A 22,304-nucleotide genomic window follows, 5' to 3' on the forward strand; every position below is an offset into this window, starting at 1 on the left:
GGGGAAGACCGAATTCACAATCCTTGCCGGCCCGCATCCGCGGGGCGGGAAGGCATCGGTTTGAACCTTCTCACCCATGTCGTCCGGTCGGGCGCCAGGGGACAGGGCCGTGAAGCGTCGCTCAGGACGTTCCGGCTTCGAGGCCGAGATCCGTCCCGGGCGGCATGTGCAACCGGCGGACCCGAGACCGGGTTCCGCCAACCGGAGAGAGCCCAGTGGACAGGACAGCTAAAGCTGATCTCGTCTCGACGCTCAACGGCGTGTTCGCGAACACGGCCGTCGTCGTCGTGGCCCACTACAAGGGCCTCACGGTCGCCGACATGCAGAAGCTGCGCTCGCAGATGAAGCAGGCCGGCGCAACCGTGAAGGTCGCCAAGAACCGCCTCGCCAACATCGCTCTCGATGGCACGGACGTCGCCTCCATCAAGCCCCTCCTGAAGGGCCCGACCCTGCTCGCCTACTCGAGCGATCCGGTCGCGGCCGCGAAGGTGGCGGTGGATTTCGCCAAGGCCAACGAAAAGCTCGTGATCCTCGGCGGCGCCATGGGAACGACCGCCCTGAACCCGGACGGCGTGAAGGCTCTGGCCTCGCTGCCGTCCCTCGACGAACTGCGCGCCAAGATCGTGGGCCTCGTGCAGGCTCCCGCGACCAAGATCGCCCAGGTCGTCAACGCGCCGGCGGCCAAGCTCGCCCGCGTGTTCGGGGCCTATGCCAAGAAGGACGAAGCGGCCTGAGGGCCGGTTCACCCCCTTTCAAAACCATCCGTTCAAACCGATATCCAGAGGAACACAACCATGGCTGATCTTGCCAAGCTCGTCGACGACCTCTCGTCGCTGACCGTCCTCGAGGCTGCCGACCTCGCCAAGATGCTCGAAGAGAAGTGGGGCGTCTCGGCCGCCGCCGCGGTCGCCGTGGCTGCCGGCCCGGCCGCCGGCGGTGGCGCTGCCGCCGCTGTCGAGGAGCAGACCGAGTTCACGGTCGTGCTCGCCTCCGCTGGCGACAAGAAGATCGAGGTCATCAAGGAGGTCCGCGCGATCACCGGCCTCGGCCTCAAGGAGGCCAAGGACCTCGTCGAGGGCGCTCCGAAGCCGGTCAAGGAATCGGTCGCCAAGGACGAGGCCGAGAAGCTCAAGGCCCAGCTTGAGAAGGCCGGCGCCAAGGTCGAGCTCAAGTAAGACACCGATGGGCCCTCGCCGGCCCGTCATAGCGCGGAGGGCCGGAGATCCGGCCTTCCGCGACCGGAGCCCGCGGGTGTTCTCACCCGCGGGCTAAGGCCGCTTCGGGCGGCCGCTGGACCCGGATCCGGGTCCGCGAGACGAGTTCAGTTTCGGGTGGGGCGGTCCGGCGGGACGCGTTCCACGGCCCGGTGCGGGAAGGCCGCTTTCCCCGGGCAACCAGGACGCGGGATGGTGGAGCGAGGTCACATGGCCAACACGCTGGTCGGTCGCAAGCGCATTCGCAAGTTCTTCGGCAAGATCCGGGAAGTCGCCGAGATGCCGAATCTCATCGAGGTTCAGAAGGCGTCCTACGACCAGTTCCTGATGGTTGACGAGCCGGAGGGCGGCCGGGCCGACGAGGGCCTGCAGAGCGTCTTCAAGTCCGTTTTCCCGATCTCGGACTTCTCCTCGACCGCGCTGCTCGAATTCGTCCGCTACACCTTCGAGCCGCCGAAATACGACGTCGATGAGTGCCGCCAGCGCGGCATCACCTTCGCGGCCCCCCTCAAGGTGACGCTGCGCCTCATCGTGTTCGATGTGGATCCCGACACCGGCGCGAAGTCCGTCAAGGACATCAAGGAGCAGGACGTCTACATGGGCGACATGCCGCTCATGACGGAGAACGGCACCTTCATCGTCAACGGCACCGAGCGCGTCATCGTCTCCCAGATGCACCGCTCCCCGGGCGTGTTCTTCGACCACGACAAGGGCAAGACCCACTCCTCCGGCAAGCTCCTGTTCGCCGCCCGCATCATCCCCTACCGGGGCTCCTGGCTCGACGTCGAGTTCGACGCCAAGGACATCGTGCACGTGCGCATCGACCGGAAGCGCAAGCTGCCGGTCACGTCGCTGCTGTTCGCGCTGGGCCTCGACGGCGAGGAGATCCTGTCGACCTTCTACAACCGCGTGGTGTACGACCGCGACGGCGCGGATTGGCGCGTGCCCTACGATGCCGAGCGCCTGAAGGGCTTCAAGGCGTCCGTCGACCTCGTCGACGCCGATTCCGGCGAGGTGGTGCTGGAGGCCGGCAAGAAGCTCAACGCGCGCAACGCCCGGCAGATCGCCGAGAAGGGGACGAAGTTCCTCAAGGCGACGGACGAGGATCTGATCGGCCAGTACATCGCCGAGGACCTCGTCAACGCGCAGACGGGCGAGATCTGGGCCGAGGCCGGCGACGAGATCTCCGACAAGCTCCTGAAGAGCCTGGAGGAGGTCGGCGTCACGGAACTGCCGGTCCTGGACATCGATCACGTCAATGTCGGCCCCTACATTCGCAACACGTTGGCGGTGGACAAGAACTCCGGCCGCGAGGGCGCGCTGTTCGATATCTACCGGGTGATGCGCCCCGGCGAGCCGCCGACGCTCGACACCGCCGAGGCGATGTTCCACTCGCTGTTCTTTGACGCCGAGCGCTATGACCTCTCCGCGGTCGGCCGCGTGAAGATGAACATGCGCCTCGACCTCGACGCCGCCGACACCGTGCGCACGCTGCGCAAGGAGGACATGCTCGCGGTCGTCAAGGCGCTCGTGGACCTGCGCGACGGCAAGGGCGAGATCGACGACATCGACCATCTCGGCAATCGCCGGGTGCGCTCGGTCGGCGAGCTCATGGAGAACCAGTACCGCCTCGGCCTGCTGCGCATGGAGCGCGCCATCAAGGAGCGGATGTCGTCCGTCGACATCGACACCGTGATGCCGCAGGACCTGATCAACGCGAAGCCCGCAGCTGCCGCCGTGCGCGAGTTCTTCGGCTCGAGCCAGCTCTCGCAGTTCATGGACCAGACGAACCCGCTCTCCGAGGTCACCCACAAGCGCCGCCTGTCGGCGCTCGGCCCGGGCGGTCTGACCCGCGAGCGCGCGGGCTTCGAGGTGCGCGACGTGCACCCGACGCACTATGGCCGCATCTGCCCGATCGAGACGCCGGAAGGCCCGAATATCGGCCTCATCAACTCGCTCGCGACCTTCGCGCGCGTGAACAAGTACGGCTTCATCGAGACCCCGTTCCGTCGCGTGAAGGACGGCGTGGTCACGGACGAAGTCGCCTACCTGTCGGCCATGGAGGAGGCGAAGTACTACGTCGCCCAGGCGAACGCTGTCATGGACGAGAACCGGAAGCTGACGGAGGACCTCGTGGTCTGCCGTCGCGCCGGAGAGGTGATCGTGGTCGGGCCCGAGCGCGTCGACCTCATGGACGTCAGCCCGAAGCAGCTCGTCTCGGTCGCGGCGGCGCTGATCCCGTTCCTCGAGAACGACGACGCCAACCGCGCCCTGATGGGCTCGAACATGCAGCGCCAGGCGGTCCCGCTCGTTCGCGCCGACGCGCCGTTCGTCGGGACCGGCATGGAGGCGGTCGTCGCGCGCGATTCGGGCGCGGCCATCGCGGCCCGCCGCACCGGCATCGTCGATCAGGTGGACGCCACCCGCATCGTCATCCGGGCGACCGAGGAAGCCGACGCGACCAAGCCCGGCGTCGACATCTACCGGCTGCAGAAGTTCCAGCGCTCCAACCAGTCGACCTGCATCACGCAGAAGCCGCTGGTGCGGGTCGGCGAGCCCGTGAAGAAGGGCGAGATCATCGCCGACGGGCCCTCGACCGAGTTCGGCGAACTGGCGCTCGGCCGGAACGTGCTCGTCGCGTTCATGCCGTGGAACGGCTACAACTTCGAGGACTCGATCCTGCTCTCCGAGCGGATCGTGAAGGATGACGTGTTCACCTCGATTCACATCGAGGAATTCGAGGTGATGGCCCGCGACACCAAGCTCGGGCCGGAGGAAATCACCCGCGACATCCCGAACGTCTCGGAGGAGGCGCTCAAGAACCTCGACGAGGCCGGCATCGTCTATATCGGCGCCGAGGTCCACGCGGGCGACATCCTGGTCGGCAAGATCACGCCGAAGGGCGAGAGCCCGATGACGCCGGAGGAGAAGCTGCTCCGCGCCATCTTCGGCGAGAAGGCGTCCGACGTGCGCGACACCAGCTTGCGGGTGCCCCCCGGGGTCACCGGGACCATCGTGGAAGTTCGCGTGTTCAACCGGCACGGCGTCGACAAGGACGAGCGCGCCCAGGCCATCGAACGCGAGGAGATCGAGCGCCTCGCCAAGGACCGGGACGACGAGCAGGCTATCCTCGACCGCAACACCTATGCACGCCTGGCGGACGTCCTGATCGGTCAGTCGCCGATCGCGGGCCCGAAGGGCTTCAAGAAGGACACCACGCTGACCCGCGAGGGGCTCGCCGACTATCCGCGCTCGCAATGGTGGCAGTTCGCCGTCGTCGACGACCGTCTCATGACCGAGATGGAGGCGATGCAGAAGCAGTACGACGAGTCGAAGAAGCGCCTCGAGCAGCGCTTCCTCGACAAGGTCGAGAAGCTGCAGCGCGGCGACGAGCTTCCGCCCGGCGTCATGAAGATGGTCAAGGTCTTCGTGGCGGTGAAGCGCAAGATCCAGCCCGGCGACAAGATGGCGGGCCGCCACGGCAACAAGGGCGTCGTGTCGCGCATCGTGCCGATCGAGGACATGCCCTTCCTCGAGGACGGGACGCATGCCGACATCGTTCTGAACCCGCTCGGCGTGCCGAGCCGCATGAATGTCGGCCAGATCCTGGAGACGCATCTCGGCTGGGCCGCCGCGGGCCTCGGCCGCAAGGTGTCGCGGGCGGTCGACGCCTACCTCAAGAGCCAGGACATCGCGCCGCTGCGCGAGGAGATGAGGAGCATCTACTCGCCGGCCGAGCTCGACGGCCTGTCCGACGAGGATCTGGCGGAGGTCGGCAACAACCTCCGGCGCGGCGTGCCGATGGCAACCCCGGTCTTCAACGGCGCCAAGGAGGCCGACATCGAGGCGATGCTGGAGATGGCCGGCCTCGACCGCTCGGGCCAGTCGACCCTCTATGACGGGCGCACCGGTGAGCCTTTCGACCGCAAGGTGACGATGGGCTACATCTACATGCTGAAGCTGCACCACCTCGTGGACGACAAGATCCACGCCCGCTCGATCGGCCCCTACTCGCTGGTCACCCAGCAGCCGCTCGGCGGCAAGGCGCAGTTCGGCGGCCAGCGCTTCGGCGAGATGGAGGTCTGGGCGCTGGAGGCCTACGGCGCGGCCTACACGCTGCAGGAGATGCTGACCGTCAAGTCGGACGACGTGGCCGGCCGCACCAAGGTCTACGAGGCGATCGTGCGCGGCGACGACACCTTCGAGGCGGGCATCCCCGAATCGTTCAACGTTCTCGTCAAGGAGATGCGCTCGCTCGGCCTCAACGTCGAGCTCACCTCCTCGAAGAAGGCGGCCAACGACCAGATCGAGCCGCCGGCGGACGCGGCCGAGTAAGGCCGGACGACACCTCCCGTGCCGGCGCGATCCGCCGGCACGGTTCGAGCGGGGAGGGGCGGGGCCTCCCGACGGTTTCCACGGCCAGCGGCGCTCCGGCAGGGCGCTGCGCCGATCGATCATAGCGCGGTGCCCAGGCGCGGGGCGGCCCGCTCATCAAGGAGCAGATCATGAACCAAGAGGTCATGAATCTTTTCAACCAGCAGGCCCAGCCGCAGAGCTTCGACCAGATCAAGATCTCGATCTCGAGCCCTGAGAAAATCCTGTCCTGGTCCTACGGCGAGATCAAGAAGCCCGAGACGATCAACTATCGGACGTTCAAGCCGGAACGCGACGGCCTGTTCTGCGCGCGCATCTTCGGGCCGATCAAGGACTACGAGTGCTTGTGCGGCAAGTACAAGCGCATGAAGTACAAGGGCGTCATCTGCGAGAAGTGCGGCGTCGAGGTCACCCTCGCGCGCGTTCGGCGCGACCGCATGGGCCATATCGAGCTGGCCGCGCCCGTCGCTCACATCTGGTTCCTGAAGTCGCTGCCGAGCCGCATCGGCCTCTTGCTCGACATGGCGCTCAAGGACCTCGAGCGGATCCTGTACTTCGAGTCGTACTGCGTCATCGAGCCGGGGCTCACCCCCCTCAAGGAGCGCCAGCTCCTCTCCGAGGAGGAATACCTGCGCGCGCAGGAGGAGTACGGCGAGGACTCGTTCACCGCCATGATCGGCGCGGAGGCGATCCGGCGCATCCTGCAGGAGCTCGATCTCGAGAAGATCGCGGCGGACCTGCGCGAGGAGATCGCGACCACCACCTCTGAGCTGAAGCCCAAGAAGCTTCTGAAGCGCCTCAAGATCATCGAGGCCTTCCAGATGTCGGGCAACAAGCCCGAGTGGATGATCCTCACGGTCGTGCCGGTGATCCCGCCGGACCTGCGCCCGCTCGTCCCCCTCGACGGCGGCCGCTTCGCCACGTCAGACCTCAACGACCTCTACCGTCGCGTCATCAACCGCAACAACCGCCTCAAGCGGCTGATCGAGCTGCGCGCGCCCGACATCATCATCCGCAACGAGAAGCGCATGCTTCAGGAGGCGGTGGACGCGCTGTTCGACAACGGCCGGCGCGGCCGCGTCATCACGGGCGCCAACAAGCGCCCGCTGAAGTCGCTCGCCGACATGCTGAAGGGCAAGCAGGGCCGCTTCCGGCAGAACCTGCTCGGCAAGCGCGTCGACTATTCGGGCCGCTCGGTCATCGTGGTCGGCCCCGAGCTGAAGCTGCACCAGTGCGGCCTGCCGAAGAAGATGGCGCTGGAGCTGTTCAAGCCCTTCATCTACGCGCGGCTCGACGCCAAGGGTTTTTCCGCGACGGTCAAGCAAGCCAAGAAGCTGGTAGAAAAGGAAAAACCCGAGGTCTGGGACATCCTGGACGAGGTCATCCGCGAGCATCCCGTCATGCTCAACCGGGCGCCGACGCTCCACCGGCTGGGCATCCAGGCCTTCGAGCCGAAGCTGATCGAGGGCAAGGCGATCCAGCTGCACCCGCTCGTCTGCGCGGCGTTCAACGCCGACTTCGACGGCGACCAGATGGCCGTGCACGTGCCGCTGTCGCTCGAGGCGCAGCTCGAGGCGCGCGTCCTCATGATGTCGACGAACAACATCCTGCACCCGGCCAATGGTCAGCCGATCATCGTGCCGAGCCAGGACATCGTTCTCGGCCTCTACTATCTGTCGATCGTTGCCGAGGGCGCGCCGGGCGAGTTCAAGTCGGGCAACCGCGAGAACCCGATGCAGGGCGTCTACGGCAATATCGGCGAGCTGGAGCACGCGCTGGCGGCCAAGGCCGTCTCGCTGCACTCCCGGATCAAGTGGCGCTGGAAGGGCATCGGTCCCGACGGCGAGCCCATGACCAAGACCTACGACACCACGCCCGGCCGCGTGATCCTCTCCGGCGTGCTGCCGCAGCACCCGAAGGTCCCCTTCGACATCGTCAACAAGCTGATGACGAAGAAGGAGATCTCCGCGATGATCGACACCGTCTACCGCCACTGCGGTCAGAAGGAGTCGGTGATCTTCTGCGACCGCATCATGGCGCTCGGCTTCAGCCACGCGTTCAAGGCCGGCATCTCGTTCGGCAAGGACGACATGGTGGTGCCGGACAACAAGTGGTCGATCGTCGACGACACCCGCGCGCTCGTGAAGGATTACGAGCAGCAGTACAATGACGGCCTGATCACCCAGGGCGAGAAGTACAACAAGGTCGTCGATGCCTGGGCAAAGTGCTCGGACAAGCTCGCGGCCGAGATGATGGGCCGGATCTCCTCCGTCCAGAAGGACGAGAAGGGCGCCGACCGCCAGGTCAACTCGATCTACATGATGAGCCACTCGGGCGCCCGCGGCTCGCCGGCGCAGATGAAGCAGCTCGCGGCCATGCGCGGCCTGATGGCCAAGCCGAGCGGTGAGATCATCGAGACCCCGATCATCTCGAACTTCAAGGAAGGCCTCGACGTTCTCGAGTACTTCAACTCCACCCACGGCGCCCGCAAGGGCCTCGCGGACACGGCGCTGAAGACCGCGAACTCCGGCTACCTGACCCGCCGCCTCGTCGACGTCGCCCAGGACGCCGTCATCCGTGAGACCGATTGCGGGACCCAGAACGGGATCCGCATGCGGGCGATCATCGATGCCGGACAGGTCGTGGCCACGCTGGCCACCCGCATCCTCGGCCGCGCCACGGCCGAGGATCTCGTGGCCGCCGATGGCAGCGTGATCGTCGCCACCGGCGAGACCATCGAGGAGAAGCACCTGCCGGCCATCCAGGCCGCCGGCATCCAGGAGGTGAAGATCCGCTCCGTGCTCGTCTGCGAGACGAAGAGCGGCGTCTGCGCCACCTGCTACGGGCGCGATCTCGCCCGCGGCACGCCCGTCAACATGGGCGAGGCCGTCGGCGTCATCGCGGCGCAGTCGATCGGCGAGCCGGGCACCCAGCTCACCATGCGCACCTTCCACATCGGTGGTGCCGCCCAGATCGCCGACTCGTCCTTCATCGAGTCGAGCTTCGAGGGCACCATCAAGATCCGCAACCGGGCGCTCGCCCGGAACTCGGACGGCGACCTCATCGCCACCGGCCGCAACGTGGCCGTGGTGATCGTCGGCGCCGACGGGACCGAGCGCGCCGTGCACCGGCTGCAATACGGCGCCAAGGTGCGGGTCGACGAGGGTGACAAGGTCAAGCGCGGCCAGCGCATCGCGGAGTGGGACCCCTACACCCGCCCGATCCTCACGGAAGCGGACGGCGTGGTGGCCTACGAGGACCTCTACGACGGCCAGTCCATCACGGAGACCACCGACGAGTCGACCGGCATTGCCAAGCGCGTCGTCATCGACTGGCGCGGCTCGGCCCGCACGGCCGATCTCAAGCCCGCGATGGTGATCCACGACGAGACCGGAAAGCCGCTGAAGCTGCCGCGCGGCTCCGAGGCCCGCTACTTCCTGCCCGTCGACGCCATCATCGGCTTCGATCCGGGCGCGAAGGTCAAGGCCGGCGACATTCTGGCCCGCGTCTCGACGGACTCGGCCAAGACCCGCGACATCACCGGCGGTCTGCCGCGGGTGGCGGAGCTGTTCGAGGCGCGTCGTCCGAAGGACGCGGCGATCATCGCCGAGAAGTCGGGGACGATCGCGTTCGGGCGTGACTACAAGAACAAGCGCCGTCTGACGCTGACCCCGCATGACGGGACGGAGCCGGTCGAGTACCTGATCCCGAAGGGCAAGCACATCCACCTGCAGGACGGCGACGTGGTGGAGCTCGGCGACTACATCGTCGACGGCAACCCGGCGCCGCACGACATCCTGGCGATCAAGGGCGTGGAGGAGCTGGCAGCCTACCTCGTCAACGAGATCCAGGAGGTCTACAGGCTCCAGGGCGTGTCGATCAACGACAAGCACATCGAGGTCATCGTCCGGCAGATGCTGCAGAAGGTCGAGATCACCGACGGCGGCGATTCGGAGATCCTCACGGGCGACCAGATCGACCGCACCGAGTTGACGGAGATCAACGAGAAGCTGATCGCTGAGGGCAAGAAGCCGGTCGAGGGCGTGCCGGTGCTGCTCGGCATCACCAAGGCGTCTCTGCAGACGAAGTCGTTCATCTCGGCGGCCTCGTTCCAGGAAACGACCCGCGTGCTCACCGAGGCCGCCGTCAACGGCAAGGTCGACCTGCTCGAGGGCCTCAAGGAGAACGTCATCGTCGGCTCGCTCATCCCGGCCGGCACGGGCTCGATGGCGGCCGACATCCGCGCGGTGGCGCGGCGTCGCGACAACCTCATCCTGCAGCAGAAGGCGGCCGAGAGCGGCGCCCACTCGCTCGAGGAATTGCCGCCGGCCGCCGAATAACCGGTCCGGCACCGGGCAAACACCACGAAGGGCGGCCTGCCGGCCGCCCTTCTTCGTATCGGACACCGCGCCGAAATGCGCGGCGGCAAGGAAACGTTAAGGCCGCCCGGAGCCGAAGATTATCGCCGCGAAGCATTGACGTCGCGCCGGAGGGCGCGTAGAAGCGCGCCACTCCGGTGGATCGCAAGCCGCTGACGGGACGAGGCAATCGCCTCACAGGCCGTCGCCGAGTCGGCATCGGGGCTCACATCGCCTGACGTTCGTGTCAGATCAGTAGGTATGAGCGCGCCTGCATACGGGGGTGCTCCTCTGCCGACAGCGCGCCACGGGTCCTGACCGACCCCTGGCGCATATTCGTTTTGCGGAACATCCCCGGATGCCCGCTCCCGGTCCCGCGAGGGACGCCAGTGACTTCGAACGCGTGATCGTGGGGCTCCCGCGATCCGGAGGAAGAGGGCAGAGAATGCCGACGATCAACCAGCTGATCGCCCAGCCGCGTAAGGCGCAGAAGGCCCGCAACAAGGTGCCGGCTCTCGATGCCTGCCCGCAGAAGCGCGGCGTCTGCACCCGCGTCTACACGACGACCCCGAAGAAGCCGAACTCGGCGCTCCGCAAGGTCGCCAAGGTGCGCCTGACCAACGGCTTCGAGGTCATCGGCTACATCCCGGGCGAGGGCCACAACCTCCAGGAACACTCCGTGGTGATGATCCGCGGCGGCCGCGTGAAGGACCTTCCGGGCGTGCGCTACCACATTCTGCGCGGCGTCCTCGACACGCAGGGTGTGAAGAACCGTAAGCAGCGCCGGTCCAAGTACGGCGCGAAGCGGCCGAAATAAGAGTTTCGCGCATCCCGTAAGGATGTCGCCGGCTTCCCGAGGGAGCTCAAGGCGGCCTGCGCGGGATGGTTTGATGCATTGAGAAGACCGAACGGAGCGCGCGCATGTCCCGCCGCCACAGTGCCGAGAAGCGTGAGATCATCCCCGACGCCAAGTACGGCGACGTCGTCCTGACCAAGTTCATGAATTCGATCATGTACGAGGGCAAGAAGTCGGTCGCCGAGCGGATCGTCTACGGCGCCTTCGACATCGTCGAGAGCCGCGCCCGCGCGAACCCGATCGAGGTGTTCCGCGCCGCGCTCGACAACGTCGCGCCGGCGATCGAGGTCCGCTCCCGCCGCGTCGGCGGCGCGACCTATCAGGTCCCCGTCGAGGTGCGTACCGAGCGCCGTCAGGCTCTGGCCATCCGCTGGCTGATCCAGGCCGCCCGCGGCCGCAACGACCGCACCATGGTCGAGCGCCTCTCTGCCGAACTCCTCGACGCCGCCAACAACCGCGGCAACGCCGTCAAGAAGCGGGAAGACACGCACCGGATGGCCGAAGCCAACCGCGCCTTCTCGCATTACCGCTGGTAAGCGGTCCGCCCCCTTTTCAGGAGCACCCCGATGCCCCGCACGCACGCGATCGAGGACTACCGCAACTTCGGCATCATGGCCCACATCGATGCCGGCAAGACCACGACGACCGAGCGGATCCTCTACTACACCGGAAAGTCCCATAAGATCGGCGAAGTCCATGAGGGCGCCGCGACGATGGACTGGATGGAGCAGGAGCAGGAGCGTGGCATCACGATCACGTCCGCCGCGACGACCTGCTTCTGGCGCGAGAAGCGCCTGAACATCATCGACACCCCCGGGCACGTCGACTTCACCATCGAGGTGGAGCGTTCGTTGCGCGTGCTCGACGGCGCGGTCTGCGTGCTCGACGGCAACCAGGGGGTGGAGCCCCAGACCGAGACGGTGTGGCGGCAGGCCGACAAGTACGACGTGCCGCGGGTCGTGTTCGTCAACAAGATGGACAAGATCGGCGCCGATTTCTTCAAGTGCGTTGCCGACATCATCGACCGCGTGGCCGGCAAGCCCGTCTGCCTGCAGCTCCCGATCGGGGCTGAGTCGAGCTTCCAGGGCGTCGTCGACCTCATCAAGATGAAGGCGATCGTCTGGTCGGGCGAGGCGCTCGGCGCCAACTTCTCGGAGACCGAGATTCCGGCCGATCTGCAGGACCAAGCGGTGGAATACCGGACGAAGCTCGTCGAGGCCTGCGTCGAGCTCGACGACGACGCCATGGCGGCCTACCTCGACGGCAACGAGCCGGACGAGGCCACCATGCGCACCCTGGTGCGCAAGGCCGTGCAGCTTCGCGCCTTCCATCCGGTGCTGTGCGGCTCGGCCTTCAAGAACAAGGGCGTGCAGCCCCTCCTCGACGCCGTCGTCGACTACCTGCCGTCTCCCGCCGACCGCGGCGAGATCAAGGGCATCGACTACAAGACCGAGGAAGAGGTCGTCCGCCACCCGACCGACACCGACCCCTTCTCCATGCTCGCCTTCAAGATCATGGACGATCCCCACGTCGGCACGATCACGTTCTGCCGCGTCTACTCGGGCAAGGTCGATTCGGGCGCCAACGTCATCAACTCGACGCGCGACAAGAAGGAGCGTGTCGGCCGCATGCTCCTGATGCACGCCAACAACCGCGAGGACATCAAGGAAGCTTTCGCGGGCGACATCGTGGCGCTCGCCGGCCTCAAGGACACCCGCACCGGCGACACGCTGTGCGATCCCGTCAAGGCCGTCATCCTTGAGAAGATGGAGTTCCCGGAGCCCGTCATCGAGATCGCGGTCGAGCCGAAGTCGAAGGCCGACCAGGAGAAGCTCGGCATCGCGCTGTCGAAGCTCGCCGCCGAGGACCCGTCTTTCCGGGTCTCGACGGATCAGGAATCGGGCCAGACCATCCTGCGCGGCATGGGCGAGCTCCACCTCGATATCAAGGTCGACATCCTGCGTCGGACCTACAAGGTCGACGCGAATATCGGCCAGCCGCAAGTGGCCTACCGCGAGAAGCTGACGCGGCGCACCGAGGTGGACTACACCCACAAGAAACAGACCGGCGGCACCGGTCAGTTCGCCCGCGTCAAGTTCGTGGTCGAGCCGAACGAGCCTGGGAAGGGCTTCGAGTTCGAGTCGAAGATCGTCGGCGGCGCGGTGCCCAAGGAGTACATCCCGGGCGTCGAGAAGGGCCTCAACTCGGTCCTGGGCGCCGGCATCCTGGCGGGCTTCCCGGTGGTCGACATCAAGGTCGAGCTAATCGACGGCGCCTTCCACGACGTCGATTCATCGGCGCTCGCCTTCGAAATCGCCTCCCGCGCCGCGCTGCGCGAAGCGCTGCAGAAGGGCGGCTCGGTCCTGCTCGAGCCGGTGATGAAGGTCGAGGTCGTGTCGCCCGAAGATTATACCGGCTCGGTCATTGGCGACCTGAACTCTCGCCGCGGCCAGATCCAGGGCCAGGACATGCGCGGCAACGCCAACGTCATCAACGCGATGGTGCCGCTCGCCAACATGTTCGGCTACGTGAACAACCTGCGCTCGATGTCCCAGGGGCGCGCGAACTTCACGATGCAGTTCGACCACTACGAAGAGGTGCCGCGCGGCGAGGCGGACAAGGTCATCGCCAAGTACGCCTGAGCCCAGCCGCTCGAGGCATCTCGCAGATCATCAATTCGGGGAGCCGGCCTAACCGCGGGCCGCTCCCGAGACACCAGCTGAACCGGAGGCTACCATGGCCAAAGAGAAGTTTTCGCGCACGAAGCCGCACTGCAACATTGGGACGATCGGCCACGTCGACCATGGCAAGACGTCTCTGACGGCGGCGATCACGAAGGTTCTGGCGGAGTCGGGGGGTGCGACCTTCACGGCCTATGACCAGATCGACAAGGCGCCGGAGGAGAAGGCGCGCGGCATCACGATCTCGACGGCGCATGTCGAGTACGAGACCAGCAACCGGCACTACGCGCACGTGGACTGCCCCGGCCACGCCGATTACGTGAAGAACATGATCACGGGTGCGGCCCAGATGGACGGGGCCATCCTGGTGGTGTCGGCGGCCGACGGGCCGATGCCGCAGACGCGCGAGCACATCCTGCTGGCCCGCCAGGTCGGCGTGCCGGCGCTGGTGGTGTTCCTCAACAAGGTCGACATGGTCGACGACGAGGAGCTTCTGGAGCTGGTCGAGCTCGAGGTGCGCGAGCTCTTGTCGAAGTACGACTTCCCGGGCGACGACATCCCGATCACCAAGGGCTCGGCCCTGATGGCGCTCGAGGACAAGGAGCCCAAGATCGGCAAGGAGGCGGTGCTGGCGCTGATGGCGACGGTCGACAGCTACATCCCGCAGCCGGAGCGTCCGATCGACATGCCGTTCCTGATGCCGATCGAGGACGTGTTCTCGATCTCGGGGCGCGGCACGGTGGTGACGGGGCGGGTTGAGCGCGGCATCATCAAGGTGGGCGAGGAAGTCGAGATCGTGGGCATCCGCCCGACCACCAAGACGACGGTGACGGGTGTGGAGATGTTCCGCAAGCTGCTCGATCAGGGCCAGGCCGGCGACAATGTCGGCGTGCTCCTGCGCGGCACCAAGCGCGAGGACGTGGAGCGCGGCCAGGTCGTGTGCAAGCCCGGCTCGGTCAAGCCGCACACCAAGTTCAAGGCCGAGGCCTACATCCTGACCAAGGAGGAGGGCGGCCGCCACACGCCGTTCTTCACCAACTACCGGCCGCAATTCTACTTCCGCACCACCGACGTGACCGGCGTCTGCACGCTGCCGGAGGGCACCGAGATGGTGATGCCGGGCGACAACGTCACCATGGACGTGGCGCTGATCGTGCCGGTCGCCATGGAGGAGAAGCTGCGCTTCGCCATCCGCGAGGGCGGACGCACCGTCGGCGCCGGCGTCGTCGCAGCCATCAACGAGTAAGAACGCTCGCTCGCATTCGAGAGGGACGATTGAGGGGCGGGCCCTCGTGCCCGCCCTTCACTTTCCGCCCGAGGTTTTCAGGTCATGAACGGTCAGAATATCCGCATCCGCCTCAAGGCGTTCGATCACCGCATCCTGGATGCGTCGACCCGCGAGATCGTCTCCACCGCCAAGCGCACCGGTGCCCAGATCCGCGGCCCGATCCCGCTTCCGACCCACATCGAGCGCTTCACCGTCAACCGCTCGCCGCACATCGACAAGAAGTCGCGCGAGCAGTTCGAGATGCGCACGCACAAGCGGGTGCTCGATATCGTCGATCCGACCCCCCAGACCGTGGACGCGCTGATGAAGCTCGACCTCGCCGCTGGCGTGGACGTGGAGATCAAGCTCTAAGCCCGCCGGGCCTAGAGCTTACCGTTTCATCGCGCGAGGGGAGACACCTATGCGCTCAGGCGTCATTGCACAGAAGGTCGGCATGACCCGCATCTTCACGGATGCGGGGGAGCATGTCCCCGTCACCGTGCTCAAGATCGATCAATGCCAGGTGGTGGCCCACCGCACCGTCGAGAAGAACGGCTATGTCGCGCTGCAGGTCGGCGTCGGCAAGGCCAAGGTCAAGAACGTGTCCGCCGCCGAGCGTGGCCGCTTCGCGGTCGCCAAGGTCGAGCCGAAGCGCAAGCTCGCCGAGTTCCGCGTCTCCGAGGATTCGCTGATCCCGGTCGGCGCCGAGATCACGGCCGACCACTTCATCCCGGGCCAGTTCGTGGACGTGACCGGCACCACCACGGGTAAGGGCTTCGCGGGCGGCATCAAGCGCTGGAACTTCGGCGGCCTGCGCGCCACCCACGGCGTGTCGATCTCGCACCGCTCGATCGGCTCGACCGGCGGCCGCCAGGACCCGGGCAAGACTTTCAAGAACAAGAAGATGCCGGGTCACCTCGGCGTCGAGCGCGTGACCACCCAGAACCTGCGCGTCGTGCGCACCGATCCGGAGCGCGGCCTCATTCTCGTTGAGGGTGCGGTCCCCGGCGTCGCTGGTGGCTGGATCCAGATCCGCGATGCGGTGAAGCGCAAGCTTCCCGCCGATGTTCCGCTGCCGGGCAAGTTCCGTGAGAACGGTGCCGCTGCTCCGGCTCCCGAGGCTCCCGCTCAGGAAGCCGCTTCTGGGGAGAACGCGTGATGAAGCTCGATATCACCACGCTCGACGGCGACGGCGCCGGTTCGGTTGAGCTCGACGAGGCCATCTTCGGCCTGGAGCCCCGCGCCGACCTGCTGCAGCGCATGGTCCGCTGGCAGCTCGCCAAGCGCCGCGCCGGCACACATGCCGTGCAGAACCGCTCGGACGTGAATCGGACGCGCAAGAAGCTCTACAAGCAGAAGGGCACCGGCAACGCTCGCCACGGCGCCGCCTCCGCTCCGCAGTTCCGCGGCGGCGGCCGGGCCTTCGGACCGGTGGTGCGCGACCACAGCCACGACCTTCCCAAGAAGGTCCGCGCGCTGGCCCTCAAGCACGCCCTCTCGTCGAAGGCGAAGTCCTCGACCCTGATCGTGGTCGACGACGTGAAGCTCGCCGACGGCAAGACCAAGGCGCTCGCTGAGCGCTTCGGCAAGCTCGGCCTGTCGAGCGCCCTCATCATCGGCGGTGAGGAGGTGGACGTGAACTTCGGTCGCGCCGCCCGCAACCTGCCGCAGATCGACGTCCTGCCGGTGCAGGGCATCAACGTCTACGACATCCTGCGTCGCGAGAAGCTCGTTCTCACCCGCGCGGCCGTCGATGCGCTGGAGGCGCGTTTCAAATGAGTGCCGATCCGCGCCATTACGACGTGATCGTCTCTCCGGTCATCACCGAGAAGGCGACGAACCTGACCGAGCAGAACAAGGTCGTGTTCCGCGTTGCCCCGAAGGCGACGAAGCCGCAGATCAAGGAAGCGGTGGAGAAGCTCTTCGACGTCAAGGTCACGGCGGTAAACACCCTCGTGACCAAGGGAAAGAAGAAGATCTTCCGCGGCCTCCGCGGACAGCGTTCGGACGTGAAGAAAGCGATCGTCACCCTCGCCGAGGGTCATACGATCGACGTCACGACCGGCCTCTGACAGCAGACCGGGTAGGGATACAAGCCGATGGCCTTGAAGACATTCAAACCGGTCACGCCGAGCCTGCGCCAGCTCGTGCTGGTTGACCGCCGTGAGCTCTACAAGGGCAAGCCGGTGAAGGCGCTGACCGAGGGCAAGTCCTCGACGGGCGGCCGCAACAATCTCGGCCGCGTGACCGTCCGGTTCCGCGGCGGCGGACACAAGCGCACGCTGCGCAACGTCGACTTCAAGCGCCGCGAGCAGCTCGGCGTCGCGGCGACCGTGGAGCGGATCGAGTACGATCCGAACCGCACGGCGTTCATCGCGCTGATCAACTACCCGGACGGCAAGCAGAGCTACATCCTCGCTCCCCAGCGCCTGCAGGCCGGGGACAAGGTCGTGGCGGCCGAGCAGGTCGACATCAAGCCGGGCAATGCCGGTCCGATCGGCAACATGCCGGTGGGCACCATCGTGCACAATGTCGAGCTCAAGATCGGCAAGGGCGGCGCGCTCGCCCGCTCGGCGGGCAACTACGCCCAGATCGTCGGTCGCGACCAGGGCTACGTGACGCTGCGCCTCAACTCCGGCGAGCAGCGGCTCGTGCACGGCCAGTGCTTCGCGAGCGTGGGCGCGGTCTCCAACCCCGACCACATGAACATCTCGCTCGGCAAGGCCGGCCGCAACCGCTGGCTCGGCAAGCGCCCGCATAACCGCGGCGTCGCGATGAACCCGGTCGATCACCCGCACGGCGGTGGCGAGGGTCGCACCTCGGGCGGCCGTAACCCGGTCACTCCTTGGGGCGTGCCCACGAAGGGGAAGAAGACCCGCTCTAACAAGCGGACCGACGTCTTCATCCTGTCCAGCCGCCACAACCGCAAGAAGTAATCACCATGGCACGCTCCCTCTGGAAGGGGCCGTTCGTCGACGGCTACCTCCTCAAGAAGGCTGACACCGCGCGCGGGTCCAGCCGCAACGAAGTCATCAAGATCTGGAGCCGCCGCTCCACGATCCTGCCGCAGTTCGTCGGGCTCACCTTCGGTGTGCACAACGGGCAGAAGCACATCCCGGTCTACGTGTCCGAGGAGATGGTCGGTCACAAGTTCGGCGAGTTCTCGCCGACCCGCACCTTCCACGGTCACGCGGCCGACAAGAAGGCGAAGAGGCGCTGATCATGGGCAAGCCCGCAACCCCCCGCGCGCTCCCCGAGAACGAGGCCAAGGCGGTGGCGCGCATGCTGCGCGTCAGCCCCCAGAAGCTCAATCTCGTTGCGGCGCTCATTCGCGGCAAGAAGGTCGAGACCGCCCTTGCCGATCTCGAATTCTCCCGCAAGCGGATCGCCCGCGAGGTCAAGAAGTGCCTCGAGAGCGCGATCGCCAATGCCGAGAACAACCACGACCTGGACGTCGACGACCTCGTCGTCTCCCAGGCCTTCGTCGGCAAGGCGCTCGTGCTGAAGCGGTTCCACGCCCGCGCGCGTGGCCGCGGCGCCCGTATCCTGAAGCCCTTCTCGAACCTGACCATCGTGGTTCGCGAAGTCCCGTCCGCCGAAGCGGCGTGAGGAGGATCTGATGGGCCAGAAAGTCAATCCGATCGGTCTGCGGCTCGGCATCAACCGGACCTGGGACTCCCGCTGGTTCGCCGGCAAGGGCGAGTACGCCAAGCTGATGCATGAGGACGTGGCGATCCGGGCCGCGCTCATGAAGCAGCTCAAGCAGGCCGCGGTCTCGAAGATCGTCATCGAGCGTCCGCACCGGAAGTGCCGCGTCACCATCCACTCGGGCCGCCCGGGCGTGGTGATCGGCAAGAAGGGCGCGGATATCGAGAAGCTGCGCAAGCTCGTCGGCACGATGACCAAGGCCGACGTGACGATCAACATCGTCGAGGTGCGCAAGCCGGAGATCGACGCCACCCTCGTGGCCGACTCGATCGCCCAGCAGCTCGAGCGCCGGGTCGCCTTCCGTCGCGCCATGAAGCGCGCGGTGCAGTCGGCCATGCGTCTCGGTGCGGAGGGCATCCGGATCACCTGCTCGGGCCGCCTCGGCGGCGCCGAGATCGCCCGGACCGAGTGGTATCGCGAGGGCCGCGTTCCGCTGCACACGCTGCGCGCCGACGTCGATTACGGCACGGCCACCGCGTTCACGACCTACGGGACGTGCGGGATCAAGGTGTGGGTGTTCAAGGGCGAGATCCTGGAACACGACCCGATGGCGCAGGACAAGCGCGCGCAGGAAGAGGGTGGCCGTTCGGGCGGTCGTCGCGAGCGGGATGGCGAGGGTGGCCGCGAGCGCGGTCGCCGCGAGCCCTTGCACGCCTGAGGCCGCGAGAGGCATTGAGAGGCTGCCATGCTGCAACCCAAGAAGACGAAGTTCCGCAAGCAGTTCAAGGGCCGTATCCACGGTACGGCGAAGGGCGGTTTCGACCTGAACTTCGGACAGTTCGGCCTGAAGGCCGTCGAGCCTGAGCGCATCACGGCGCGGCAGATCGAGGCGGCCCGCCGCGCGATCACGCGCGAGATGAAGCGCCAGGGCCGCGTGTGGATCCGCGTGTTCCCGGACGTCCCGGTCTCCGCCAAGCCGACCGAGGTCCGCATGGGCTCCGGTAAGGGTGCTCCGGATTACTGGGCCGCGCGCATCCATCCCGGCCGCATCATGTTCGAGGTCGACGGCGTCGCCGAGGACATCGCCCGCGAGGCCCTTCGCCTCGGCGCGGCGAAGCTCCCCGTGCGCACCCGTATCGTCGCCCGCATCGCAGACTGAGGAGGGAGATCATGAAGTCGTCCCAGAGACTGTCTGATCTGAAGGCCCTGTCGGCGGATCAGCTGAACGACGAGTTGCTGAACCTCAAGAAGGAGCAGTTCAACCTGCGCTTCCAGGGGGCCACCGGCCAGCTCGAGAACGTCGCCCGCGTCCGTGAGGTCCGGCGCGACATCGCCCGCGTCCGCACCCTGCAGCGTCAGAAGACGCTGCAGGCGACGCAGGCCTGAGGAGTCAACCATGCCGAAGCGCGTATTGCAGGGCGTCGTCGTCAGCGACAAGGGCGAGAAGACCATCGTCGTGAAGGTGGAGCGCCGCTTCACCCACCCGGTGATGAAGAAGACCGTCCGCCGCTCGAAGAACTACCATGCTCACGACGAGGCGAACGTCGCCAAGGTCGGGCAGACGGTGTTCATCGAGGAGTGCCGCCCCTTCTCGAAGACCAAGACCTGGAAGCTCGTCGAGGGCGGGGCCGAGGTCGCGGCGAGCGCGTAGGCCGCGCTCGCTCTCATACCCTTGCGCGAATCGCCGGCGCGGTGTAAGCGACCGGCCTTCGCGAAAGTTCAGCGGGGGCGCTGGCCGTCCTCGATCGATTGCGGTGACCGCGCCGGCGCTGTGAAGCGCCGATAGCGCGGTCTGTTACATGAGCCGGGGACATCAGATCCCCATCAGGCGTCGTCCGCCGGGCAATACCGCCCGCGTGCGGAAACCCGCCTGAAACAAGGAAAGGTCACTCCCGTGATCCAGATGCAGACGAATCTGGACGTCGCCGACAATTCTGGTGCGCGCCGCGTGATGTGCATCAAGGTGCTCGGCGGGTCGAAGCGCAAGTATGCCGGCGTCGGCGACATCATCGTGGTCTCCGTCAAGGAGGCGATCCCGCGCGGACGCGTGAAGAAGGGCGACGTCATGAAGGCGATCGTCGTGCGCACGGCCAAGGACGTGAAGCGTCCGGACGGCTCGGTCATCCGCTTCGACAAGAACGCCGCGGTCCTGATCAACAATCAGAAGGAGCCGATCGGCACCCGTATCTTCGGGCCCGTGCCGCGCGAACTCCGCGCTCGGAACCACATGAAGATCATCTCGCTCGCGCCTGAGGTGCTGTGATGGCTGCCAAGATCAAGAAGGGCGACACCGTCGTCGTTCTCACCGGCCGCGACGCGGGTCGTTCCGGCGAGGTCATCCAGGTCCTGCCGAAGGAGAGCCGGGCGCTCGTGCGCGGCATCAACCTCGTCAAGCGCCACCAGCGCCAGACGCAGAGCCAGGAAGGCGGCATCATCTCCAAGGAGGCCGCCATTCACCTGTCCAACATTGCGATCGCCGACCCGAAAGACGGCAAGGCGACGCGCGTGGGTTTCCGCATTCTCGAGGACGGCCGCAAGGTTCGGTTCGCCAAGCGCTCGGGGGATCTGATCGATGGCTGAGGCAAAGACGGACGGCTACACGCCGCGGCTCCGCAAGCACTACGACGAGGTGGTGCGGCAGAAGCTGATCGAGGAATTCGGCTACAAGAACCCCATGCAGGTTCCGCAGATCGAGAAGATCGTCATCAACATGGGTGTCGGCGAGTCCACTGCGGACTCGAAGAAGGCGTCCGTGGCGGCGGCCGACCTCGCGCTGATCGCCGGGCAGAAGCCGGTGATCACCCGGGCGCGCAAGGCCATCGCGACCTTCAAGGTTCGCGAAGGCATGCCGATCGGCTGCAAGGTCACCCTGCGCAAGCAGCGCATGTACGAGTTCATGGACCGCCTGATCACCATCGCGCTTCCGCGCGTGCGTGACTTCCGCGGCCTGAATCCGAAATCCTTCGACGGGCGCGGCAACTACGCGCTCGGCCTCAAGGAGCACCTCGTGTTCCCCGAGATCTCGTACGACAAGGCCGAGCAGATGTGGGGCATGGACATCGTGGTCGCCACGACGGCCAAGACCGACGAGGAGGCCCGCGCGCTCCTCAAGCATTTCCGTTTCCCGTTCCGGCAGTAAGAGCTCGCTCTTAGACGCGGACACTGGAGAGAAGAGACATGGCTAAGAAAAGCTCAGTCGAGAAGAACAATCACCGCAAGGACCTGGTGAAGCGGTACGCCGAGAAGCGCAAGGCGCTGCTCGCGGTCGCGAACAACGAGTCCCTCGAGATGGAGGAGCGCTTCGAGGCGCGCCTCAAGCTCGCGGAACTGCCCCGCAACTCCTCGGCGACCCGCATCCGCAACCGGTGCGAGATCACGGGGCGCCCGCGCGCCTACTATCGCAAGATGGGCATCTCGCGCGTCGCGCTGCGCGAGCTCGGCAACCGGGGCATGATCCCGGGTCTCGTCAAGTCGAGCTGGTAAGGAGGCAATCACCATGGTCAACGATCCCGTGGGTGATATGCTCACCCGCATCCGCAACGGTCAGCAGCGCCGCCGCAACGTCGTGCAGACGCCGGGCTCGCGCCTGCGCGCCAGCGTGCTCGACGTCCTCAAGTCCGAGGGCTACATCCGCGACTACGCCACGACCGATCACGGCAATGGCCGGACCGAGTTCGCGATCGAGCTGAAGTACTATGACGGAAAGCCCGTCATCCGCTCGATCCAGCGCGTCTCGAAGCCGGGCCGCCGGGTCTACTCGTCGGTGGGCGAGCTGCCGCGCGTCGCCGACGGTCTCGGCATCACCATCGTGTCCACCCCGCAGGGCGTTATGGCCGACCACGAGGCGCGCGAGCGCAACGTCGGCGGCGAAGTGCTCTGCAAGGTGTTCTGATCGCAGGCGAGAGG

At 66.4% G+C, this 22,304-nt stretch carries 24 protein-coding genes; all 24 read left to right on the top strand.

Going from position 1 to position 22,304, the window contains the following annotated elements; genetic code table 11:
• The first annotated feature begins 215 nt into the window (after window positions 1-215).
• The 24 genes from rplJ to rpsH all read left to right on the top strand — a co-directional run bounded on the left by rplJ (window position 216) and on the right by rpsH (window position 22,290).
• Window positions 216-734, top strand: coding sequence for a 50S ribosomal protein L10 (gene rplJ, locus WDW90_RS09880; protein WP_336487211.1), 519 nt, complete (start codon window positions 216-218; stop codon window positions 732-734).
• Between the two features lie 60 nt (window positions 735-794).
• Window positions 795-1,175: a 50S ribosomal protein L7/L12 gene (gene rplL, locus WDW90_RS09885; RefSeq protein ID WP_336487212.1), complete on the top strand. Its 381-nt coding sequence runs from the start codon at window positions 795-797 to the stop codon at window positions 1,173-1,175.
• 249 nt (window positions 1,176-1,424) lie between these two features.
• A complete protein-coding gene (rpoB, locus tag WDW90_RS09890; RefSeq protein WP_336487213.1) occupies window positions 1,425-5,549 on the top strand; it encodes a DNA-directed RNA polymerase subunit beta in 4,125 nt (1,374 codons plus the stop codon).
• A gap of 170 nt (window positions 5,550-5,719) precedes the next feature.
• Window positions 5,720-9,928: a DNA-directed RNA polymerase subunit beta' gene (rpoC, locus tag WDW90_RS09895; RefSeq protein ID WP_336487214.1), complete on the top strand. Its 4,209-nt coding sequence runs from the start codon at window positions 5,720-5,722 to the stop codon at window positions 9,926-9,928.
• Window positions 9,929-10,391: 463 nt separating this feature from the next.
• A complete protein-coding gene (rpsL, locus tag WDW90_RS09900) occupies window positions 10,392-10,763 on the top strand; it encodes a 30S ribosomal protein S12 (RefSeq protein WP_109895591.1) in 372 nt (123 codons plus the stop codon).
• A gap of 104 nt (window positions 10,764-10,867) precedes the next feature.
• On the top strand, window positions 10,868-11,338 hold the full coding sequence (gene rpsG, locus WDW90_RS09905) for a 30S ribosomal protein S7 (protein ID WP_336487215.1): 471 nt from the start codon (window positions 10,868-10,870) through the stop codon (window positions 11,336-11,338).
• 30 nt (window positions 11,339-11,368) lie between these two features.
• Window positions 11,369-13,444: an elongation factor G gene (fusA, locus tag WDW90_RS09910; protein WP_336487216.1), complete on the top strand. Its 2,076-nt coding sequence runs from the start codon at window positions 11,369-11,371 to the stop codon at window positions 13,442-13,444.
• A 94-nt stretch (window positions 13,445-13,538) separates the two neighbouring features.
• Window positions 13,539-14,729, top strand: coding sequence for an elongation factor Tu (tuf, locus tag WDW90_RS09915; protein ID WP_336487206.1), 1,191 nt, complete (start codon window positions 13,539-13,541; stop codon window positions 14,727-14,729).
• A gap of 84 nt (window positions 14,730-14,813) precedes the next feature.
• Window positions 14,814-15,122 carry a 30S ribosomal protein S10 gene (gene rpsJ / locus WDW90_RS09920; RefSeq protein WP_066927377.1) on the top strand — a complete coding sequence of 103 codons (309 nt, stop codon included), beginning with the start codon at window positions 14,814-14,816 and terminating at the stop codon, window positions 15,120-15,122.
• A gap of 49 nt (window positions 15,123-15,171) precedes the next feature.
• A complete protein-coding gene (gene rplC / locus WDW90_RS09925) occupies window positions 15,172-15,909 on the top strand; it encodes a 50S ribosomal protein L3 (RefSeq protein ID WP_336487217.1) in 738 nt (245 codons plus the stop codon).
• Window positions 15,909-16,529 (top strand): 50S ribosomal protein L4, encoded by a 621-nt coding sequence (gene rplD, locus WDW90_RS09930; protein WP_336487218.1) that lies wholly within the window; start codon window positions 15,909-15,911, stop codon window positions 16,527-16,529. Before rplC ends, rplD begins: the two co-directional genes overlap by 1 nt.
• Entirely contained in the window at window positions 16,526-16,822 is a 297-nt protein-coding gene (locus WDW90_RS09935) for a 50S ribosomal protein L23 (protein ID WP_336487219.1), read from the top strand. Before rplD ends, WDW90_RS09935 begins: the two co-directional genes overlap by 4 nt.
• 27 nt (window positions 16,823-16,849) lie before the next feature.
• Window positions 16,850-17,686, top strand: a complete 837-nt coding sequence (rplB, locus tag WDW90_RS09940) for a 50S ribosomal protein L2 (RefSeq protein ID WP_336487220.1) — start codon at window positions 16,850-16,852, stop codon at window positions 17,684-17,686.
• Window positions 17,687-17,691: 5 nt separating this feature from the next.
• Entirely contained in the window at window positions 17,692-17,970 is a 279-nt protein-coding gene (gene rpsS, locus WDW90_RS09945; RefSeq protein WP_150965287.1) for a 30S ribosomal protein S19, read from the top strand.
• A 2-nt stretch (window positions 17,971-17,972) separates the two neighbouring features.
• A complete protein-coding gene (gene rplV, locus WDW90_RS09950) occupies window positions 17,973-18,359 on the top strand; it encodes a 50S ribosomal protein L22 (protein WP_336487221.1) in 387 nt (128 codons plus the stop codon).
• A gap of 10 nt (window positions 18,360-18,369) precedes the next feature.
• On the top strand, window positions 18,370-19,116 hold the full coding sequence (rpsC, locus tag WDW90_RS09955) for a 30S ribosomal protein S3 (RefSeq protein WP_336487222.1): 747 nt from the start codon (window positions 18,370-18,372) through the stop codon (window positions 19,114-19,116).
• 27 nt (window positions 19,117-19,143) lie between these two features.
• A complete protein-coding gene (rplP, locus tag WDW90_RS09960; protein ID WP_336487223.1) occupies window positions 19,144-19,557 on the top strand; it encodes a 50S ribosomal protein L16 in 414 nt (137 codons plus the stop codon).
• Between the two features lie 11 nt (window positions 19,558-19,568).
• Complete coding sequence (gene rpmC, locus WDW90_RS09965) at window positions 19,569-19,784, top strand: 50S ribosomal protein L29 (protein WP_336487224.1); 216 nt, start codon at window positions 19,569-19,571, stop codon at window positions 19,782-19,784.
• 10 nt (window positions 19,785-19,794) lie between these two features.
• A complete protein-coding gene (rpsQ, locus tag WDW90_RS09970; RefSeq protein WP_336487225.1) occupies window positions 19,795-20,049 on the top strand; it encodes a 30S ribosomal protein S17 in 255 nt (84 codons plus the stop codon).
• A gap of 243 nt (window positions 20,050-20,292) precedes the next feature.
• A complete protein-coding gene (gene rplN / locus WDW90_RS09975) occupies window positions 20,293-20,661 on the top strand; it encodes a 50S ribosomal protein L14 (RefSeq protein WP_336487226.1) in 369 nt (122 codons plus the stop codon).
• Complete coding sequence (gene rplX, locus WDW90_RS09980; protein WP_336487227.1) at window positions 20,661-20,978, top strand: 50S ribosomal protein L24; 318 nt, start codon at window positions 20,661-20,663, stop codon at window positions 20,976-20,978. Before rplN ends, rplX begins: the two co-directional genes overlap by 1 nt.
• On the top strand, window positions 20,971-21,537 hold the full coding sequence (gene rplE / locus WDW90_RS09985; protein WP_336487228.1) for a 50S ribosomal protein L5: 567 nt from the start codon (window positions 20,971-20,973) through the stop codon (window positions 21,535-21,537). Before rplX ends, rplE begins: the two co-directional genes overlap by 8 nt.
• Before the next feature lie 38 nt (window positions 21,538-21,575).
• Window positions 21,576-21,881 carry a 30S ribosomal protein S14 gene (rpsN, locus tag WDW90_RS09990; RefSeq protein WP_336487229.1) on the top strand — a complete coding sequence of 102 codons (306 nt, stop codon included), beginning with the start codon at window positions 21,576-21,578 and terminating at the stop codon, window positions 21,879-21,881.
• A 13-nt stretch (window positions 21,882-21,894) separates the two neighbouring features.
• On the top strand, window positions 21,895-22,290 hold the full coding sequence (rpsH, locus tag WDW90_RS09995) for a 30S ribosomal protein S8 (RefSeq protein WP_151004803.1): 396 nt from the start codon (window positions 21,895-21,897) through the stop codon (window positions 22,288-22,290).
• Window positions 22,291-22,304 lie beyond the last annotated feature (14 nt).

The sequence above is a fragment of the Methylobacterium nigriterrae genome (assembly GCF_037106235.1).
GTDB classification, from domain to species: domain Bacteria; phylum Pseudomonadota; class Alphaproteobacteria; order Rhizobiales; family Beijerinckiaceae; genus Methylobacterium; species Methylobacterium nigriterrae.

Bases quoted from the DNA above. Each gene is read 5' to 3' on its own strand.
- rplL (WP_336487212.1), top strand. From the start codon at position 795: ATGGCTGATCTTGCCAAGCTCGTCGACGACCTCTCGTCGCTGACCGTC.
- rpoB (WP_336487213.1), top strand. From the start codon at position 1,425: ATGGCCAACACGCTGGTCGGTCGCAAGCGCATTCGCAAGTTCTTCGGC.
- rpoC (WP_336487214.1), top strand. From the start codon at position 5,720: ATGAACCAAGAGGTCATGAATCTTTTCAACCAGCAGGCCCAGCCGCAG.
- rpsL (WP_109895591.1), top strand. From the start codon at position 10,392: ATGCCGACGATCAACCAGCTGATCGCCCAGCCGCGTAAGGCGCAGAAG.
- rpsG (WP_336487215.1), top strand. From the start codon at position 10,868: ATGTCCCGCCGCCACAGTGCCGAGAAGCGTGAGATCATCCCCGACGCC.
- fusA (WP_336487216.1), top strand. From the start codon at position 11,369: ATGCCCCGCACGCACGCGATCGAGGACTACCGCAACTTCGGCATCATG.
- tuf (WP_336487206.1), top strand. From the start codon at position 13,539: ATGGCCAAAGAGAAGTTTTCGCGCACGAAGCCGCACTGCAACATTGGG.
- rpsJ (WP_066927377.1), top strand. From the start codon at position 14,814: ATGAACGGTCAGAATATCCGCATCCGCCTCAAGGCGTTCGATCACCGC.
- rplC (WP_336487217.1), top strand. From the start codon at position 15,172: ATGCGCTCAGGCGTCATTGCACAGAAGGTCGGCATGACCCGCATCTTC.
- rplD (WP_336487218.1), top strand. From the start codon at position 15,909: ATGAAGCTCGATATCACCACGCTCGACGGCGACGGCGCCGGTTCGGTT.
- WDW90_RS09935 (WP_336487219.1), top strand. From the start codon at position 16,526: ATGAGTGCCGATCCGCGCCATTACGACGTGATCGTCTCTCCGGTCATC.
- rplB (WP_336487220.1), top strand. From the start codon at position 16,850: ATGGCCTTGAAGACATTCAAACCGGTCACGCCGAGCCTGCGCCAGCTC.
- rpsS (WP_150965287.1), top strand. From the start codon at position 17,692: ATGGCACGCTCCCTCTGGAAGGGGCCGTTCGTCGACGGCTACCTCCTC.
- rplV (WP_336487221.1), top strand. From the start codon at position 17,973: ATGGGCAAGCCCGCAACCCCCCGCGCGCTCCCCGAGAACGAGGCCAAG.
- rpsC (WP_336487222.1), top strand. From the start codon at position 18,370: ATGGGCCAGAAAGTCAATCCGATCGGTCTGCGGCTCGGCATCAACCGG.
- rplP (WP_336487223.1), top strand. From the start codon at position 19,144: ATGCTGCAACCCAAGAAGACGAAGTTCCGCAAGCAGTTCAAGGGCCGT.
- rpmC (WP_336487224.1), top strand. From the start codon at position 19,569: ATGAAGTCGTCCCAGAGACTGTCTGATCTGAAGGCCCTGTCGGCGGAT.
- rpsQ (WP_336487225.1), top strand. From the start codon at position 19,795: ATGCCGAAGCGCGTATTGCAGGGCGTCGTCGTCAGCGACAAGGGCGAG.
- rplX (WP_336487227.1), top strand. From the start codon at position 20,661: ATGGCTGCCAAGATCAAGAAGGGCGACACCGTCGTCGTTCTCACCGGC.
- rplE (WP_336487228.1), top strand. From the start codon at position 20,971: ATGGCTGAGGCAAAGACGGACGGCTACACGCCGCGGCTCCGCAAGCAC.
- rpsN (WP_336487229.1), top strand. From the start codon at position 21,576: ATGGCTAAGAAAAGCTCAGTCGAGAAGAACAATCACCGCAAGGACCTG.
- rpsH (WP_151004803.1), top strand. From the start codon at position 21,895: ATGGTCAACGATCCCGTGGGTGATATGCTCACCCGCATCCGCAACGGT.